The following is an 18,048-nucleotide window of genomic DNA, read 5'->3' as shown; positions in this document are numbered from 1 at the left end:
CAGAAAAGAGCGGCGGCGCCCCCGAGAGAGCGCCGCCGAGTTTCTGGGATCAGAAGCTGGCCCGAATAATACCGGCGATGCGCCTGTCGGTATCGGTCCAGCTGTAGCGCGGATGGAGGACCGCACCTCCGACGTCCAGGAACGTGCGCGTGTTGAGCAGATTGGTGCCTTGCACGCCGATCTTGATATTGTCCGTGATGCTGAAGAGGAGCGAGGCGTCGAGCTGGCCGTAATCCTCCGACCAGACCGGCGCGTTGAGGTTGGCCGCCGATGTGGTCAGCAGATATTCGGAGCGCCAATTATAGGCGACCCGCGCCGAAACGCCGTATTTTTCGTAGATCGCGGCAAGATTGTAGCTCCATTTCGACAGTCCCTCGAGCGGCAGGGTGGTGTCGCGGGCGTTGTTGGTCTGGTTGGGGTCGAGCGTGTTGACCGGCTGGTTGGCGCCGCCGCTGCTGTCGATCCAGGTGACGTTGCCCTGAAAACCGAGCCCGCCGAGCGCCCCCGGCAGCATGTCGAAGAATTGGGTGTAGGCGAGCTCGACGCCCTTGATCTTGCCATGTTCGCCATTGACCGCGCGTGCGACGTTGAAGGTCAGCGTCTGGCCGTTGCTGGTGAAGGTCTCATCGGCATTGCCGGTGATGATGTAGTCCTTGATGTCCTTGTAAAAGGCCGCGAAGGTCAGGCTGTTCGAGCGGCCGAAATAATATTCGGCGCTGAAATCGAACTGGGTCGACTTGGTCGGTTTGAGGTAGGGATTTCCCGCCAGCCCGGTCAGCCCCAGCGGCTGCGGCAGCAAGGCGGTACCCGCGGCATTGAGCGTAAAGCCCAGCGAGGCATAGGGCCGCAGCTGCGAGAAATTGGGCCGCACCATCGCCTTGCCGGCGGCGAAGCGCAGTTGCAGCTGGTCGGTCACCTTGTAGCGCAGATTGAGCGTCGGCAGCACGTCGGTATAGCTGTTGCGATAGGTCGCGTTCGACAGCCGTCCGCCGGCGCCGTTGTTCGCGAATGCGAGCACCCCGGCGAGGCCCGAGCAGCCGGGTGTCGACGGCAAGGCGATGCACGGCGAGGTGATCGTGCCGATGCTCAGATAGCCGACCGCCTCGTTGCGGGTGCGGACGACGCGGACGCCGATATTGCCGTCCAGCGCGCCCGTGCCGAAGCGCAGCATGCCATAGCCGGCGAGCGTCTTCTCGCGCTGGGTCGCCACCCCGCCGAGGACATTGTCCGCCCCCGGATTGGCATTTGCGTAGCTATCCTCGGTGAGCGGTGCCCAGCCCCAGCCCGCGGTCTGGGTCGAGCGCAGATAGCTGTAGGCATTGGCGGTGCCGTTGGTCAGCAGATCGGCGGTGGGGAACCAGCCGACCCCGGGGACGCCGATACTGCCGCGAAAGAAATCGTCGTAATTGAATTGCTCGGTCTGGTTGGGCAGCCCCGAATTGGCCGGCGAGCCGGTCTGGTTGATATAGACCGGATTCCCCCCGGCCATCCAATATTGCATCGACAACAGGCCCCAATTGTAGCCCGTCTGCCGGGTGACGGCCTGCCGGTCGGTCGCGCGGATGCCGGCGCGGAACGAGCGGAGGAAGCTGTCGTCGTCGAACTTGTACTCGACGTCGGCGCGCTCGGCCCAGGAGCCGGCGCTATTGTCCTCGAGATGATCCATCGCCGCCGCCCACCAATAATTATTGGCGCTGGCCAGCGAGGCGCCGTTCTCGGTGACCGTGACGCTCGGCGAATTGCCGCGCAGATCGAAGGCGATGTTGGGACGGCGCGGATCGAAGCCGGGATTGGTCAGATCGGCGCCGGCGACGCCGAATTCGGTGAACGCCGTGAAGCTGAGCACGTCCGAAGTCGAGGAGATGCGCTGGACGTCGGCGCTGAACGCCCAATGATCGCCCGGCGTCCACTTCCAGTTGATCGAGAAATCGCGGGTGACCTTGTGCGATTCGCCGTAGCGGGTGTCGAGGTCCATATTGGCGTTGCGATAGGTGCCGACCTCGAGAACACCGGTGTCATTGACCTGATACGTGCTGTCGTAATCGGGCAGCTGATAGACGCCTTCGGCATGCTCTATGTCCTTCGGATCCGCCGAGGCGATGAAGCCTTCGAAGGTGAAGGTCATGTCGGGATCCGGGCGGAACTGGACCGACCCGTTGAACGCGGTGCGCTTCTGCTCCCAGTCGATCCGGCGCCAGCCCAGCGAAGAGGGAACGAGGATGTTCTGGAAGCCCGAAGGCGCGCCGCCATTCGCGCGTACGGTATAGGTGCCGAGCTGGATGCTGTCGGTACGGTTGCCGATATTGTTGACGCTGGCCGAGAGCAGGATGCCCACCTCGCCGAGCCCGACATCCCAGCGATTGCTGTACAGCGCGTTGCCCGACCAATAGCCTTTGTCGCGCATGTCGGCGTAGTTATAGTCGCCCGACAAGGCGATGACCTGGCCTTCGCTGTCGAACGGCTTGCGCGTGCGCAGATCGACGATCCCGCCGATGCCGCCTTCGATCATCTCGGCCGACGGATTCTTGTAGACGTCGATGCCGGCATAGAGATCGGGCGAGACATCCTCGAAGCTCAGCCCGCGGCCATTGTTCGCCGAGAAGACGTCGCGGCCATTGGTCTCCGAGCGGACCGACGAGAGCCCGCGGACGAACACCCCGCCGCCCTCGGCCGCGAGCCGTGCCGGATCGCGATTCTCGTTGGTGCGCTGAAGCGTGATCCCCGGAATGCGCTGGAGCGCCTCGGAAACCGAGCGGTCGGGAAGCGCGCCGATGTCCTGCGCCGTCACCGAATCGACGATCTGGTCGGCATTGCGCTTGATGTTGCGCGCGCTGGTCAGCGAGGCGCGGATGCCGGTGACGATGATCTCTTCCTGCCCCGCCGCGGGCGCGGCCTGCTCCTGCGGCGGCATCGCCGGCGGGTCGTCGGCGGCGAAGGCGGGAGCGACCCAGCCGGTCGCGGCAAGCGCCAGCGTGGAAACACCGCAGCGGATCCGCTTTGCGCGCGACCCGCGAAGCCCGGAACGAACCTCAACCATCACTCTCCCCCTCCTCGTTCACGGAAAGGAAGCGCACGGCCCGATACCGCGCGAAACCCCTCCGTAGCGCCCCCCGGCCTCTGATGGGCGGGGTGACCGTCATATTTATTAGCGCTAACATTTTTCATATACAAGTAGCTATTGCAATATGCAGAAGGGCTATGGTGGGGCGCTTTCGGGTGGGCTTGTACGGGTGCCGGCACCGGCGCCATACCTAGGGGGAAATCGCTGATCCGAGGTGCCCGATGAAGAAGCTCGTCCTGCTTGCCCTGCTCGCCACCACTGCCTGCGCCAGTTCGCGCGCCGCGCCGGGCAAGGATGGAGACCTGCACAAGAGGCTGCTGACGCTCGACACGCACCTTGACACCCCGATCCATTTCAGCCGCCCCGGCTGGGATTTCGGCGCGCGCCACGATCGCGAGACCGATCCGGTACAGGTCGATCTCGGGCGGATGGACGCAGGCGATCTCGATGGCGGGTTCTTCGTGATCTATACCGCATCGGGACCGCTGACGCCCGAAGGCTATGCTGCCGCCAAGGCGTTCGCGCTCGGTCGCTCGGACGAAATCCATGCGACTCTCGCCAAATTCCCCGACCGGATCGGGTTGGCGACCAATGCCAGCGACCCCGCGCGGCTCGACAAGGCCGGCAAGCGCTTCGGCTTCATCAGCATCGAGAACAGCTACCCGCTGGGCGAGGACCTCTCGCTGCTCGGCGAATTCTACAAGCGCGGGGTGCGGATGGCGTCGCCGGTGCATTTCCGCAACAATCAGTTCGCCGATTCGGCGACCGACACGCCCAGATGGAACGGCCTCAGCCCGCTGGGCAAGCGATGGGTCGCCGAGATGAACCGGCTCGGCATGGTGCTCGACGCGAGCCACGCTTCGGACGCGGTGCTCGATCAGATGATAGCGCTATCCAAAACGCCGGTGATCCTGTCGCACTCGGGCTCGAAGGCGATCTTCGATCATGCGCGCAACCTCGACGATGCGCGTCTCCGCAAGCTCGCCGCCTCGGGCGGCGCGATCTGCGCCAACGCCGCCTATCTCGGCAAATCGAATCCCAATGCCGAACGCTCGGAAATCTCGGACAAGCTCGAGGATGCGGGGAAGCTCGGGCTGTCCGCCGCGGAAGTCGCGACGCTCACCCGTCGGCTGCGGGAGATCGAGAAGACCGCGCCGTCGCAACAGGCCGATTTCGAGACCTATATGCGGCTGGTACTCCATTTGATCGAGGTGGCCGGCGTCGACCATGTCTGCTTCGGCGCCGATTGGGACGGCGGTGGCGGGGTGCCCGGATTCGAGGATATCGATGCGCTGCCCAAGGTCACTGCGCGGCTGCGGCAGGCGGGCTATTCGGCCGCGGACATCGAGAAGATGTGGAGCGGAAACGTACTCCGGCTGGTGCGCATCGCGGACGAGCGCAAGGGGCGGTAAGCAATTCAGTGCTCCTGCGAAAGCAGGAGCCCAGAGTTACGAAGCGACCCGTCCGTAATCCTGGGCTCCTGCCTTCGCAGGAGCACGGTTATGCTTGTGGCGTCTGCCATCCTCCACCGAGCGCCTTGAACAGATCGACCTGCGTATCGGCGATCTGCGCGTCCGCGGTCGCCAGCGCCGCCTCGGCATCGGCGAAGGTGCGTTCGGCATCGAGCAGTGCCAGCGAGTCGATATCGCCCTCGCGTTGGCGGGCGCGGGCGATATTGACCGCGGCCAGCGCCTCGGTCTGCGCCGCCTGCAGCGCGCTGCGCCGTTCGAGCGCATGGGCATAGGCCGAAAGCGCGGTCTCGGTCTCCTGCAGCGCCCCGAGCACGACGCCGTCGAAGGTGGCGAGCGATGCCTGGGTATCGGCTTCCGCCGCGGCGATGCGCGCGCGAGCGGGTTCGGGATTGACTGCCCAGTTGATCAGCCCGCCGAGCAGCCAGCGCAGCGGCCCGCCGGTGAAGATGTCGCCGACATTGTTGCCGGTCGACCCGACCGAGCCGCCCAGCGAGATCTTCGGATAGAGATCGGCGGTCGCCACGCCGATCCGCGCGGTGTTCGCCGCGAGGCGCCGCTCGGCGGCGCGGATGTCGGGGCGGCGGGCGAGCAACGCCGCCCCGTCGCCGACCGGGATAGGCTGGTTGAGGCGGAGCGTCTCGGTACGCACACGAGCAGTGTCCGGAAGATCGGCAGGCGTGCGGCCGGTGAGCGTGGCGAGCCGGAACAAGGCCGCGTCGCGCTGGGCGGCGAGCGCAGGGACTTCGGCCTGACGCTGGTTGCGCAGCGCGCCGATACGGGCGGTATCGAGCCTTGTCGCGAGCCCGACATTGCGGCGGCGCTCGGTCAGGTCGATCGACTGATCGAGCAATTTGACGATACGCTCGGCCACCGCGAGCCGCTCGGCGGCGGAGGCGGCATCAGCATAGGCCCGCGCCGTCTCGGCGGCGACGATCACCCGGACGGCGTCGGCATCGGCCTCGGCGGCGGCAAGGTCGCCACGGCCGGCCTCGATGTTGCGCGAGACGCGGCCGAACAGATCGACTTCGTACGAGACGTCCAGCCCGGCATCGATCTGCCAATCTTCCCGCGCGGCGCCGGGCGGGCGCTGGCCCTCGGGCAAGCGGGTGTAATTGGCGCCGGCGCTCACGCCCGCCTGCGGCAGCCGATCGGCACGCGCGCCGCGCAGCACCGCGCGGGCGCGGGCGATCCGGGCGACCGCGACACGGACATCGGTGTTCGCGGCGAGCGCGTCGGTGACGAGCTGATCGAGCACCGGATCGTTGTAGAGCCGCCACCAGTCGCCCTTGACGGGCTCGGGGGTGACCGCGGGGCTGGCCGCGACGAAGTTTCCCGCAGCGGTCTGCGGGTGAACCGGGGCGACATAATCGGGGCCGGCGGCGCACGCGGCGAGCGCGAGTGCGGAGGCAGTGGCGAAGAGGGTGCGCATATTTCGTTATCCTTGATAATCGCCCTCACCCTTTCCACCGCCTGCGGCGGCGGGCTCCTTCCCTCTCCCGTCGGGAGAGGGAGGGAGGCGCCATAGGCGCCGGAAGGGTGAGGGTGACGTCATTGGTTACTCTGCCGGCTGGAGCACGGGTTCGGCATGCCCGCCCGATCCACGCCGTCTGCGCGCGAGACGCTGTCCAAGCCCGCGGCAGACGACGTAGAAGGTTGGCGTGAAGAGCAGACCGAACGCGGTCACGCCCATCATTCCGAAGAACACCGCCGTGCCCAGCGCCTGACGGAGCTCCGCCCCTGCCCCGCTCGCGATCAGCAGCGGCACCGCGCCGAGGATGAACGCGAACGACGTCATCAGGATCGGCCGCAGGCGATCGCGCGCGGCACGGATCGCGGCTTCCACCGGCGAAAGCCCGTCCTCGTCCTCGGCCTGCTTGGCGAACTCGACCACGAGGATCGCGTTCTTGGCGGCGAGCGCGATCAGCACGACGAGGCCGATCTGCGTGAGGACATTATTGTCCATTCCCCGCAGGTTTACCCCGGCCATGGCCGCGAGCAGACACATCGGCACGATCAGGATGATCGCCAGCGGCATCGTCAGGCTCTCATATTGCGCCGCGAGCACGAGGAAGACGAACAGCACCGCCAGTGCGAACACGAGACCCGCGGTGCTTCCCGCCATCTTCTGCTGATAGGCGATGCCGGTCCATTCGGCGCCGTAGCCGGGAGGCAGCTGGCTCGCGAGCTTCTCCATCGAGTCGAGCGAGGCGCCCGAGCTGTAGCCCGGTGCGGTGTCGCCATCGACCTCGACCGCGGGGAACAGATTGTAGCGCGTCACCCGATACGGTCCGGTCTTGTTCTCGAAGGTCGACACCGAGCCGATCGGCACCATCGCGCCCGAATTCGAGCGAGTCTTGAGGTTGGCGATGTCGGCTTCGGTGGCACGGAACGGCGCATCTGCCTGCGCGGTGACCCGATAGGTGCGCCCGAGCATGTTGAAGTCGTTCACGAAGGTCGAACCGAGATAGACGTTGAGCGCCTCGAATACCCGCTCGGGCGGGACGCCGAGCAGATTGGCCTTGCGCCGGTCGATATCGGCGAAGACGCGCGGCGTGGCGGTGTTGAAGAAGGTGTAGATCTGCTGGAGGCCCGCAGTCTGATTGGCCTGGCCGATCAGCCCGAACGCGGTCTTGCCGAGTTGGTCATAGCCGTGCTCGCCACGATCCTGGACCATCAGCCGGAAACCACCGGCCGAGCCGATGCCCTGAATGAGCGGCGGCGGGACGACGAGCAGCATCGCCTCGTTGATGTCGGCGGTGCGCGTGCGCGCCTCGTTCATGATGCCGGCGTAATTGACGCCGAGCTTCTTGCGCTCCTCGAAGGAAAGCAGGGGCACATAGGCCGCGGCCGAGTTTGGCGCGAGGGTCTGCGACGGGCCGTCGAAGCCCGCGAGCATCACCGAGCCCTTGACGCCCTTGATCGGCAGGATGCGCGCGACGACCTTGCGCATCACTTCGTCGGTGCGTTCGAGCGACGAGCCCGGCGGCAGCTGGATCACGGTCAGGAAATAGCCTTGGTCCTGCGCCGGGATGAAGCCGACCGGGGTCACCCAGAACATGCCGATCGTCGCTGCGATCAGACCGGCATAGGTAACCATCATCCGCTTGGGCCGGGTGACCAGCGCACGCGTCAGCCGCGAATAGCCGTCGCTCAGCCGCTCGAAACCGCGGTTGAACAAGTCGGCGCCGCGATTGACGAGCCGCGAGATCGGTCCTTTCGGTTCGCCCTCATGTCCCTTGAGCAGCAAGGCGGCGAGCGCGGGCGACAGCGTCAGCGAGACGAGCAGCGAGATCGCGGTCGCCGCCGAGATGGTCACGGCAAACTGCTTGTAGAAGGCGCCCGACAGACCGTTGAGGAACAGGGTCGGCAGGAACACTGCGAGCAGCACGAGGACGATCGCGACGAGCGCGCCCGACACTTCGTCCATCGAGGTCTTCGCCGCCTCGAGCGAGGACATGCCCCGGGCGAGGTTGCGCTCGACATTCTCGACCACGACGATCGCGTCGTCGACGACGATGCCGATCGCCAGCACGAGGCCGAACAGCGAGAGGTTGTTGAGCGAGTAACCGAGCGGCAGCAGCACCGCCATGGTGCCGATCAGCGAGACCGGGATCGCCACCACCGGGATGATCGCCGCACGCCATTTCTGAAGGAAGACGATCACCACCAGCACGACGAGCAGGATCGCCTCGGCCAGCGTGTGATAGACCGCGTCGATCGACTGGGCGATGAACTCGGTCGGGTTGTAGATGACGCGATATTCGAGGCCCTTGGGGAAGTTCTTGGACATCGTCTCGAGCTCGTGCTCGATCGCCTGCGCCGAGGCGAGCGCGTTCGAGCCCGGGCGCTGGAAGACGCCGAGGATCACGGTGGGCTGGTTGGAGAGATAGGTGTTCGACGAATAGTCCGCGGCGCCCAGTTCGACCCGCGCGACGTCGCTCACCCGGACCTGGCGCCCGCTGGCGTCGGTGCGGATCACGACCTGGCCGAATTCGGCCGGATCCTTGAGGCGGCCGTGCGTCTCGATGTTGAGCTGGAACGCATTGCCGCTCGGCGTGGAGCCCGGCTGGCCGAGCGAGCCGGCGGCAACCTGGATATTCTGGCCGCGCAGCGCCTGGACGATGTCGCCCGCGGTCAGGTCGAGCGCGGCGGCACGGCCCGGATCGATCCACACGCGCATCGCATAGTCGCGCGCGCCGAACATGCGGACGTCGCCGACGCCCTCGATACGCGCCAGCCGGTCCTTGACCTGGGTCAGCGCGTAATTCGAGATGTAGCTGCGGTCGACCGAATTGTCGGGAGAGATCAGATTGACCACCATCAGGAAGTCCGGGGTGGTCTTGCGCGTGACCACGCCGAGCCGCTGCACCTCTTCGGGGAGGCGCGGGATCGCGACCGCGACGCGGTTCTGCACCAGCACCTGCGCGGCATCGAGATCGGTGCCCGACTTGAAGGTCACGGTGATCGTGACGTTGCCGTCGCCGGTCGATTGCGACGACTGGTAGAGCATGTCGTCGACGCCGTTGATTTCCTGCTCGATCGGCGCGGCGACGGTTTCGGCAACCGTCTCGGCCGAAGCGCCGGGATAGGCGGCGGTGACCGTCACCGTCGGCGGGACGATGTCGGGATATTGCGAGATCGGCAGCGCCAGATAGGCGATCGCGCCGATGATCGTGATGACGACCGAGATGACCGCCGCGAAGATCGGGCGCGTGATGAAGAAACGTGAGAGGCGCATGGGCCTACTCCTCGTTGGAGGGGTTCGATTCAATCCGTTCGGCCTGAGCCTGCCGAAGGCCGGCTGGCCGCGGGCGGCGCGCAGGTGGCGGGCCGCCCTTCGACGAGTTCAGGCCGAACGGTGGTGAGATTGGGTCCTGCCGCCGGGCTCTTGGGGACCGCCCGGCGGCAGGTCGGTCAGCGAGCGAAAGTGGCTTCGCCCGTGACCGGAGCCGATACGACCGGCGCTGCGGCCGCAGCCTGGGGCTCGATCTTGCCCGGCTTGACCTGAACCTTGGTCCCCGGCGGCACGACCTGCGCACCGGCGAGGACGACGCGGTCCTGCGGGGTGAGCCCCGCGCGGACGATGCGCAGCCCGTCGACCACCGGCCCGACCGTCACCGGCCTGGGCTGAAGCGTCCCGTCCTTGCCCACCGTCATCACGATCTTGCGCGCCTGATCGGTCGACAGCGCCGAATCGGGGATCAGCAGCGCCTGCGTGGTGCCGCCCGCCGAGAGCCGCATATTGCCGAACATGCCGGGCGTGAGGAACATCTCCGGATTGCGCAGCACGGCGCGGCCGCGGATCGTCCCCGACCGCGGATCGAGCCCGTTGTCGGTGAAGTCGAGCCCGCCCTTCCAGCGATAATCGGTCTCGTCCTGGAGGCGGATCTCGACCGGCGACTGGGCCCCGCCCGCGGCGGCGGCGCGCTTGGCCTTGAGGAACAAGGCCTCCGATCCGTCGAAGCTGAAATAGATCGGGTCGAGCGCGTTGATCGTGGTGAGCAGCGAACCGCCCGCCCCTTCCCCGGCCGCGACCAGATTGCCGGCATCGACCTTGCGGTCCGAGATGCGGCCGGCGATCGGGGCGCGGACCTGCGTGAACTCGACGTCGAGCGCGCGGGCGCGAACCCGCGCCTGCGCCGCCGCGACCGAGGCGTTGGCCGCACGGACGCGCGCCTGGAGGCGCTCGACATCGCTCTTCGACACCGCCTCCGCCGCGACCAGCCGTTCGGCGCGGCCGAGATCGGACCGGGCGAGCGCGAGGTCGCTCTGGGCAGTGGCGAGCCCCGCACGGGCCTCGGCCAGCGCCGCGGCGAGCGGACGCGCGTCGAGCGTGAACAGCAACTGGCCCTTCTGGACGATCGCGCCGTCGGTGAAGTGGATGCCGACGACCTGCCCCGAGACGCGCGGACGCACCTCGACGCTGCGGCTCGCCTCGAAGCGGCCGACATAATCGTCCCATTCGTTGACCTGACGGACCAAAGGCTGGGCGACGGTGACGGTCGGCGGCGGCGGTGCGGCGAGCGCCGGGGCCTGGCGGTTGGCGAGCCCCATGCCGCCGGCGACCAGCAGGACCGGCAGCGCGACGAACGCGCCCTTCTGCCAGAGCGGTCGGCCCTTCGACGGCGCCGCCGGCTCGCTCTGCCCGGGTTCTACGGACTCGATACGCGTGACCATGTTCATGCACGATTTCCCTGGTTGAGGGCTGCCCGGCCCCGGCTGATGCTGGCGAGCAGCGTTTCATATTGTTCGAGAGAGAAGCCCGCCTCGTGGAAGGCGCGGATCGCGGCGCGCGGCACCGTATAGCCGCGATGCCAGGCGTGGACCGCGAGGCGGCGAAGCGCCTCGAGCCGCGTATCGGCGAGTTCGGGATTGGGCCGCTGGCCGCCGAAGATCATGGTGAGCGCCGTCGCCAGCTTGCCCGGTTTTTCGAGCGACGAGAGCCGGTCGTGCTGCGCGATCGCCACGACTTGCCATTCGAGCGCGGAAAAGCCGGTCTGGGTACGCGGCGCGGCGGCGACGTCGGCAGGCGCCGCGACCGGGCTGCCTTCGAGCGCGGAAAAGTTGAGATAGGCCATAATTCTTCTCCCTTCTGGCCGGCGGCGGACGCACCGCTTCCTCGCCCGCGGCACCTGACCACGGGATCACCGGCGAATATTGTCGCGAAGGCGCAAGCCTCCCGCGCTCGAACTCGCTCGCGCGCCGGGCAGGCATGGCCTGGAAAAAATGGATCGGCGCGCAGGGCGCCGATGGTTCAGGCCGTGGCCCGATCTCGCTGTTTGCAAGGCTGACGCATAGGCAGTTCCTTCGTCTGGTCCCGTTGTCGAAGGTGACTTCTCACTTCCATACCGACTGGTATAGAAATCGTGCTGCGTTGCGTCAAGGGCTTTCTATACTGGCCGGTATTTTTATTGTCGAGAGGGGGAAAGCGCAAAATTTCGAGGGCGAGAGGCGCCCAGCGCCGCTACGCGGCGAAATCCGACTGCTCAAACGCTGGCGCTGCCTATTTCGTCGGCCATACCGCGAGGCTGGTCTCGACCAGCCGCTCGAGTTCTTCGCGGCTGGCCCCTGCCCCGGCCTGCAGGGCGAGCCCTTGCAGCAGCGCCACCAGATAGCCGGAAAGCCCCTCGGCGTTCATATGCTCGGGGAGCTCGCCCGCCGCTTCGGCCTTCTCGAATCGCGCGATCAGCGCGTCCGACGAAGATTTGCGCCGGGCGATGACTTCTTCGCGGATCGATTCGGCCTCGACTCCGCAGGCGACCGAGCTGATCACGCGCAGGCAGCCGCGCGGCTCGCAATCGCTGGTCTGCATCTCCAGCGCCCCGCGCAGCAGCCGCTCGGCCACGTCGCGTGCCGTCGGCGCGTCGAGCGCCTGCGACATGTAGCAGAGCTTCTCGCGCTCGTAGAGGTCGAGCGCCTTGCGGAACAGCGCCTCCTTGTTGCCGAACGCGGCATAGAGGCTGGGCCGGGTGATCCCCATCGCATCGGTCAGGTCGGTGAGCGAGGCGCCCTCATAGCCCTTGCTCCAGAACACGCGCAGGGCTTGGGCGAGCGCCTCGTCGACGCAGAATTCGCGCGGGCGCCCTTTGGCGGCAGAACAGATATCAAGTTTCATAATGATCGGTACATAATCGCAAACTGTGGAAAATACACTAGTATTAACGCGTAGCCGGTCAATCGGGTGCAAGCCACTGGCGCACAAGGGCCTTGCCCGGCCAAAGATGCAAGCATATGCACTGTTCGTTCGAACGAACGAAGGGGTCCATGGTCTCTGCTACGCTCCTCGATACGGCGATCGACCAGTTCGGCAGACTCGGCTTCGAAGGCGCCAGCACCCGCGACATCGCGCGCGCCTCGGGCACCGCGATGTCGTCGATCACCTATCATTTCGGCGGGAAGCAGGGCCTCTACCTCGCCGCTGCCGAGCATATCGCCGCCGCGATTCGCGCCCTTCAGAGCGAGTCGGTCGCACGCGCAGTGGCGGCGGGGCGCGAATCGGGCGGCGCGGCCACCGAAGCGCTCGCCGCGATCCTCGACGGCCTCGCCCAGATGATGCTCCGGCCCGAGACCGAAGCCTGGTCGCGCTTCATCATCCGCGAGCAGCAATTCCCGACCGAGGCGTTCGACATATTGTTCGCCAAAGCGATGCAGCCGATTCTCGACGCGTTCATCGAGCTGATCGGCCGCGCGCGGCCCGACCTCGCCCGGCGGGACGCGGTCGCGATGGCGATTCTGCTGTTCGGCCAGGCGATGGTGCTGCGCGCGGGCCGTGCTGCAGTGTGCCGGGCGCTGCAGGTCGACCAGATCGACGACGGCACCGCCGCACTGCTGCGCGCGCGCCTTCGCGCCAACGTGCTCTGCATTCTTTCGGAGAAGCCGCAATGAACCGCCGTCGCCTGATCGTGCTCGCAATCGTCGTGGTGCTCGTCGTGGCGGCGATCTTCACCCGCGGCTTCGGGCTGATGCCCGCTCGGCCCCAGACCGAGCTCAGCCTCTATGGCAATGTCGACATCCGCGAAGTCGATATGGGCTTTCGCGTCGGCGGGCGGATTGCCGCGATCGGCGTCGACGAAGGCGCCAAGGTAACGCAGGGCCAGCTCCTGGCGGCGCTCGACACCGCCACGATCGACAGCCGCATCGCCGAATCCGATGCGCGCGTGGCGCAGGCCCAGGCCAATTACGACAAGGCGCGAAACGGCGCGCGGGCGCAGGACGTGGCACAGGCGCGGGCGCGGGTCGCGGCGGCGGAGGCGGTCTACGACAATGCCCGGCGCGATTACGCGCGACGCGAGACGCTGGTCGGCCCCGGCGCGATCAGCCGCGACCTGTGGGAACAGACCCGCGCCGATCGCGATCGTGCCGCCGCCCAGCTCGCCGAGGCGCGGCAGGGGCTTTCGCTGCTCCAGGCGGGAACGCGACGCGAAGATGTAGCCGCCGCCGCCGCCGAGTTCCGATCCGCACAGGCGGCGCGGGCAAGTGTGGCGACCGATCGTTCGGATACGCGGCTGGCGGCGGCGAGCGCGGGTACGATCGTCACCCGCGCTCGCGAGCCCGGTGCGATCGTCCAGCCGGGCGAGACGGTGCTGACCTTGTCGATCGATCGGCCGATGCGAGTGCGCGCTTATGTCGCCGAGACCGATCTCAGCCGGATCAGTCCGGGGATGAAGGTGCAGGTGCGCGCCGACGGCAACCCCAAGGCCTATCGCGGGACGATCGGCTATATCGCGCCGCGCGCCGAATTCACGCCCAAGTCGGTCGAGACCGAGAATCTGCGCACCGACCTCGTCTATCAGGTCCGCGTGATCGTCGACGATCCCGACGACGCGCTGCGCCAGGGTCAGCCGGTGACGGTGCAGGTGATCGGCGCGCGGATGCGAGTCGAAAAGTGACGACGAGACTCCTGAAGCAGTGCTCCTGCAAAAGCAGGAGCCCAGGGTCCGGAGTGGCTCGCTTGCGCCTCTGGGCTCCTGCTTTCTCAGGAGCACTGGAATCGTGACCGAGACCATCGCCCGCACCACCGACCTCGTCAAACGCTTCGACGCCCTCGCTGCGCTCGACGGCGTCTCGATGGCGATCGCACCGGGCAAGGTCACCGGCCTCGTTGGCCCCGATGGCGCGGGCAAGACCACGCTGATCCGCATCCTCGCCGGGCTGATGGCGCCGACCGAAGGCAAAGTCGAAATGCTCGGCGCCATTCCGGGACAGCGGCTCGACGATCTCGGTTACATGCCGCAGCGTTTCGGATTGTACGAAGACCTCACCGTCCTCGAGAATCTCACCCTCTATGCCGAAGTCCGCGGCCTTCCCGCATCCGAGCACAAGGAGAGTTTCGACCGGCTGCTCGATTTCACCGACCTCGCGCGCTTTCAGGACCGTCTCGCCGGCAAGCTCTCCGGCGGCATGAAGCAGAAGCTCGGTCTCGCCTGCGCATTGGTCAAGACCCCGAAAGTTCTGCTGCTCGACGAGCCCGGGGTCGGCGTCGATCCGATCTCGCGGCGCGAACTCTGGGCGATGGTCGGCGACCTGACCGATCAGGGGATCGGAGTCCTGTGGTCTACCGCCTATCTCGATGAAGCCGAGAAGTGCGATCACGTCTATCTGCTCAACGAAGGCAAATTGCTGTTCGATGGCCCGCCGGCCGATCTCACCGGCAAGGTCGCCGATCGGGTGTTCCGCGTCACCGGCTTCAAGGATCGGCGCCGCCACTTTCTGACGCGCAAGCTCGATCGCGGCGAAGTGATCGACGGGACGATCCAGGGGCGATCGGTGCGGCTGCTGATGGCGGAGGGCGCCCCCGCTCCCACCCCGCAATCGCTCGACGCCGTGGACGGCGCGGTGGAGGCCGCCCCGCCCCGCTTCGAGGACGGCTTTATCGAGCGGCTGGGCGGCGGACCCAAGGGCACCAGCGCGCTCGCCGAACGCTATCGGACGATCCCCGACAGCAGCGAATGCGCGATCGAGGCGAAGGGGCTGACGCGACGCTTCGGCGATTTCGTTGCGGCGAGCGACATGCATTTCCAGATTCCGCGCGGGCAGATCTTCGGGCTGCTCGGGCCCAATGGCGCGGGCAAGTCGACCACCTTCAAGATGCTCTGCGGATTGCTGACCCCGACCAGCGGCAGCGGCGCGGTGGCCGGGCACGATCTGCGCCGCTCGCGCGCCGATGCCCGCGCCTCACTCGGGTACATGGCCCAGAAATTCTCGCTCTACGGCGATCTCAGCGTCCGCCAGAATCTCGACTTCTTCGCCGGCGCCTACGATCTCGACCGAGACAAGGCGAAGCGCGCGATCGAGGCGATGATCGAGATCTTCGAGCTGAAGGGCAAGCTCGACGTCAATGCCGGCACCCTGCCGCTCGGCTTCAAGCAGCGCCTCGCGCTGGCCTGTGCGGTGATGCACGAGCCGCCGGTCCTGTTCCTCGACGAGCCGACTTCGGGCGTCGATCCGGTGACTCGCCGCGAGTTCTGGACCCATATCAACGGGCTGGTCGAGAAGGGGGTGACCGTATTGGTCACCACCCATTTCATGGACGAGGCCGAATATTGCGACCGCGTCACCTTGATCTACCGCGCCGAACAGATCGCCACCGGCACCCCCGACGAGCTCAAGGCGCAGGCCGGCAAGCTGGCAGGCCTCGACGATCCGACGATGGAAGACGCCTTCATCGCCCTGATCGAGGAATTCGATCGCAACCGCGGCGAAAGGGAGGCGGCGTGAGAAGCCATCACGTCTCCTCGCGCGTGCTCCTGCGAAAGCAGGAGCACTATTGTGAGATCGGGATGAGCACCTTCTCCGCCCGCCGCCTCGCCGCGCTCGTCCGCAAGGAAGCCGCGCAGATCTTGCGCGATCCTTCGACCTTCCTGATCGCCTTCGTGCTGCCGATGATCCTGTTGTTCCTGTTCGGCTATGCGGTGTCGCTCGACAGCAGCCGGACGCGGATCGGCGTGGTGCTGCAGGATTCGAGCGCGCCGGCGCTGCGATTGGCGCAGGCCTATCAGACCTCGCGCTATTTCGAGGTCCGCATGGCGCGGACGATCCAGCCGGTGCGCGAGGCGATGGTCGCCGGCGACCTGCGCGCGATCATCGTCATCCCGCAGGATTTCGGCGAGGGCGTCAAGCGCGGCCGCGCGCCCGCGATCCAGATCATCGCCGATGGATCGCAGCCCAACACCGCCAATTTCGCCGCGGCCTATGCCGAGGGGGTGCGGGCGCAATGGGCGGCGGCCGAAGGGCTCGAGCGCAACCCCGCCGCCGCCGGACCGCCGGTCAGCCTGTCGGCGCGCTTCTGGTACAATCCCGAGCTCAAGAGCCGCTATTTCCTCGTCCCCGGATCGATCGCCAACGTCATGACGATGATTGGCACCTTGCTCACGGCGCTGGTCGTCGCGCGCGAATGGGAGCGCGGCACGATGGAGGCGATGATGGCCACCCCGATCTCGATGGCCGAGTTCATCGCCAGCAAGGTGATCCCCTATTACCTGCTCGCGCTCGCCTCGATGGCGCTGTGCACCGTCATTGGTGTGTTCGTGTTCGGCGTGCCGTTCCGCGGATCGGTGTTCGCATTGTTCATCGTCGGATCGGCATTCCTGATGCCCGCATTGGGGCTCGGGCTGTTCATTTCCTCGGCGACCAAGAACCAGTTCGTCGCGAGCCAGATCGCCTTGCTCTCCGCATTCCTGCCGACCTTCCTGCTCTCGGGCTTCATCTACGAGATCAGTTCGATGCCATGGCCGATCCAGGCGCTGACCTATCTGGTCCCCGCGCGCTACCTGATTCCCTGTCTCGAATCGGTGTTCCTCGCCGGCGACCAATGGGCGCTGTTGCTACCCAATATCGGTATCATGCTCGGCTTCGGGCTGGTCTTCTTCCTGCTCTCGTTCCGCGTCACTCGCCGGAGTCTCGACTAGATGCGCCGGCTCTTGGCCATGATCGTCAAGGAGATGTGGGCGGTGCTGCGCGATCCCAAGTCGCGCATCGTATTGTTCGTGCCGCCGTTGATGCAGCTGTTCATCTTCACCTTCGCGACCACGCTCGACGTCAAGAATGTCGACGTCGCGATCTTCGACCGCAGCTCGGGGGCGCATTCGGCGGAGATCGTCAGCCGCATCGCCGGCAGCCCCAATTTCCGCAAGATCGTGCCGCTGCGCAGCCCGCACGAATTGCGCGAGGCGATCGACAACCAGAAGGTCATCGCCGCGCTGGTGATCGACGAGGATTTCGATCGGCGGGTCGCCGCAGGCAAGCCGGCGACGGTCGGCGTGGTGCTCGACGGCCGCCGGTCGAACGCCGCGCAGATCGTCAACGGCTATCTCACCCAGATCGTCGGCAGCGTCGGTGCGGATCTCGTCGCCCGGCCGGGTCCGTCGGCGCCGCCGGGGAGCGTGATCACCAATTGGTACAATCCCGCGCTCGATTATATCTGGTTCACCTTGCCGTCGCTGGTGGCGATCATCACCTCGGTCGCGGGCCTCGCGATCACTTCGCAATCGGTGGCGCGCGAACGCGAATTGGGGACGTTCGACCAGCTGATGGTCTCGCCCTTGCGGGTCCACGAAATATTGATCGGCAAGATGGTCCCGCCCTTCGTCATCGGGATGATCAACGGCAGCCTCTATCTGGTGATCGCGCCTTTGGTGTTCGGGGTGCCGTTCACCGGATCGCTCCTGCTCTTCTTCCTCAGCCTCGCGATGTACATGCTCGCATTGATCGGGCTCGGCATGCTCGTCTCGGCGATCGCCAGGACCCAGCAACAGGCGTTTCTCGGGGTGTTCCTGATCACCACGCCGCTGATCTTGCTCTCGGGCTATGCCAGCCCGATCGACAACATGCCCGGCTGGCTCCAGGTCGTGACCTATCTCGATCCTGCCCGCTATTTCCTCGTCATCGTCCAGGGGTTGTTCCTCAAGGCGATGCCCGCCGCCGCCGTGTTCCACCAGCTCTGGCCGCTCGCGCTGATCGCCTGCGCGACGCTCTCCGCATCGGCCTGGCTGTTCCGCGCGCGCATGGAGTGACCCG

12 protein-coding genes are annotated in these 18,048 nt (G+C 66.6%); 6 read left to right on the top strand and 6 right to left on the bottom strand.

Going from position 1 to position 18,048, the window contains the following annotated elements:
- Positions 1-49 precede the first annotated feature (49 nt).
- A complete protein-coding gene (locus Q9Q95_RS12110) occupies positions 50-3,037 on the bottom strand; it encodes a TonB-dependent receptor (protein ID WP_306097339.1) in 2,988 nt (995 codons plus the stop codon).
- 245 nt (positions 3,038-3,282) lie between these two features.
- Between Q9Q95_RS12110 and Q9Q95_RS12105 the strand changes: the two genes are divergently transcribed.
- A complete protein-coding gene (locus tag Q9Q95_RS12105) occupies positions 3,283-4,473 on the top strand; it encodes a dipeptidase (protein ID WP_306097336.1) in 1,191 nt (396 codons plus the stop codon).
- An 88-nt stretch (positions 4,474-4,561) separates the two neighbouring features.
- On the opposite strand, the gene Q9Q95_RS12100 is transcribed toward Q9Q95_RS12105, so the two are convergent.
- The 5 genes from Q9Q95_RS12100 to Q9Q95_RS12080 form a co-directional block, all read right to left on the bottom strand.
- Positions 4,562-5,962 carry an efflux transporter outer membrane subunit gene (locus Q9Q95_RS12100; RefSeq protein ID WP_306097334.1) on the bottom strand — a complete coding sequence of 467 codons (1,401 nt, stop codon included), beginning with the start codon at positions 5,960-5,962 and terminating at the stop codon, positions 4,562-4,564.
- A 126-nt stretch (positions 5,963-6,088) separates the two neighbouring features.
- Positions 6,089-9,271, bottom strand: a complete 3,183-nt coding sequence (locus Q9Q95_RS12095; protein WP_306097331.1) for an efflux RND transporter permease subunit — start codon at positions 9,269-9,271, stop codon at positions 6,089-6,091.
- A gap of 176 nt (positions 9,272-9,447) precedes the next feature.
- A complete protein-coding gene (locus Q9Q95_RS12090; RefSeq protein ID WP_306097329.1) occupies positions 9,448-10,716 on the bottom strand; it encodes an efflux RND transporter periplasmic adaptor subunit in 1,269 nt (422 codons plus the stop codon).
- A complete protein-coding gene (locus Q9Q95_RS12085; RefSeq protein ID WP_306097327.1) occupies positions 10,713-11,111 on the bottom strand; it encodes a hypothetical protein in 399 nt (132 codons plus the stop codon). The genes Q9Q95_RS12090 and Q9Q95_RS12085 overlap by 4 nt, the downstream gene beginning before the upstream one ends.
- A gap of 425 nt (positions 11,112-11,536) precedes the next feature.
- On the bottom strand, positions 11,537-12,148 hold the full coding sequence (locus Q9Q95_RS12080) for a TetR/AcrR family transcriptional regulator (RefSeq protein WP_306097324.1): 612 nt from the start codon (positions 12,146-12,148) through the stop codon (positions 11,537-11,539).
- Positions 12,149-12,297: 149 nt separating this feature from the next.
- Here Q9Q95_RS12080 and Q9Q95_RS12075 point away from each other — a divergent pair, with 149 nt between their 5' ends.
- From Q9Q95_RS12075 to Q9Q95_RS12055, 5 genes are all read left to right on the top strand, one after another.
- Positions 12,298-12,918, top strand: coding sequence for a CerR family C-terminal domain-containing protein (locus tag Q9Q95_RS12075; RefSeq protein WP_306097322.1), 621 nt, complete (start codon positions 12,298-12,300; stop codon positions 12,916-12,918).
- Positions 12,915-13,922, top strand: coding sequence for an HlyD family efflux transporter periplasmic adaptor subunit (locus Q9Q95_RS12070; protein WP_306097321.1), 1,008 nt, complete (start codon positions 12,915-12,917; stop codon positions 13,920-13,922). The genes Q9Q95_RS12075 and Q9Q95_RS12070 overlap by 4 nt, the downstream gene beginning before the upstream one ends.
- A 103-nt stretch (positions 13,923-14,025) precedes the next feature.
- Positions 14,026-15,750 (top strand): ATP-binding cassette domain-containing protein, encoded by a 1,725-nt coding sequence (locus Q9Q95_RS12065; RefSeq protein ID WP_306097319.1) that lies wholly within the window; start codon positions 14,026-14,028, stop codon positions 15,748-15,750.
- Positions 15,751-15,812: 62 nt separating this feature from the next.
- Positions 15,813-16,940: an ABC transporter permease gene (locus Q9Q95_RS12060; RefSeq protein WP_306097317.1), complete on the top strand. Its 1,128-nt coding sequence runs from the start codon at positions 15,813-15,815 to the stop codon at positions 16,938-16,940.
- Complete coding sequence (locus tag Q9Q95_RS12055) at positions 16,941-18,044, top strand: ABC transporter permease (protein WP_306097315.1); 1,104 nt, start codon at positions 16,941-16,943, stop codon at positions 18,042-18,044.
- Positions 18,045-18,048 lie beyond the last annotated feature (4 nt).

This window comes from Sphingomonas sp. DG1-23 (genome assembly GCF_030730875.1).
Taxonomy (GTDB): domain Bacteria; phylum Pseudomonadota; class Alphaproteobacteria; order Sphingomonadales; family Sphingomonadaceae; genus Sphingomonas.
Note: the sequence above shows the minus strand (reverse complement) of the source record. Positions and strands in the feature narration are given on the sequence as shown.

What these genes read in the sequence shown, in the direction of transcription:
- Q9Q95_RS12095 (WP_306097331.1), bottom strand. Translation starts at nt 9,271, where the DNA reads ATGCGCCTCTCACGTTTCTTCATCACGCGCCCGATCTTCGCGGCGGTC.
- Q9Q95_RS12090 (WP_306097329.1), bottom strand. Translation starts at nt 10,716, where the DNA reads ATGAACATGGTCACGCGTATCGAGTCCGTAGAACCCGGGCAGAGCGAG.
- Q9Q95_RS12055 (WP_306097315.1), top strand. Translation starts at nt 16,941, where the DNA reads ATGCGCCGGCTCTTGGCCATGATCGTCAAGGAGATGTGGGCGGTGCTG.
- Q9Q95_RS12075 (WP_306097322.1), top strand. Translation starts at nt 12,298, where the DNA reads ATGGTCTCTGCTACGCTCCTCGATACGGCGATCGACCAGTTCGGCAGA.
- Q9Q95_RS12110 (WP_306097339.1), bottom strand. Translation starts at nt 3,037, where the DNA reads ATGGTTGAGGTTCGTTCCGGGCTTCGCGGGTCGCGCGCAAAGCGGATC.
- Q9Q95_RS12085 (WP_306097327.1), bottom strand. Translation starts at nt 11,111, where the DNA reads ATGGCCTATCTCAACTTTTCCGCGCTCGAAGGCAGCCCGGTCGCGGCG.
- Q9Q95_RS12105 (WP_306097336.1), top strand. Translation starts at nt 3,283, where the DNA reads ATGAAGAAGCTCGTCCTGCTTGCCCTGCTCGCCACCACTGCCTGCGCC.
- Q9Q95_RS12080 (WP_306097324.1), bottom strand. Translation starts at nt 12,148, where the DNA reads ATGAAACTTGATATCTGTTCTGCCGCCAAAGGGCGCCCGCGCGAATTC.
- Q9Q95_RS12060 (WP_306097317.1), top strand. Translation starts at nt 15,813, where the DNA reads ATGAGCACCTTCTCCGCCCGCCGCCTCGCCGCGCTCGTCCGCAAGGAA.
- Q9Q95_RS12100 (WP_306097334.1), bottom strand. Translation starts at nt 5,962, where the DNA reads ATGCGCACCCTCTTCGCCACTGCCTCCGCACTCGCGCTCGCCGCGTGC.
- Q9Q95_RS12070 (WP_306097321.1), top strand. Translation starts at nt 12,915, where the DNA reads ATGAACCGCCGTCGCCTGATCGTGCTCGCAATCGTCGTGGTGCTCGTC.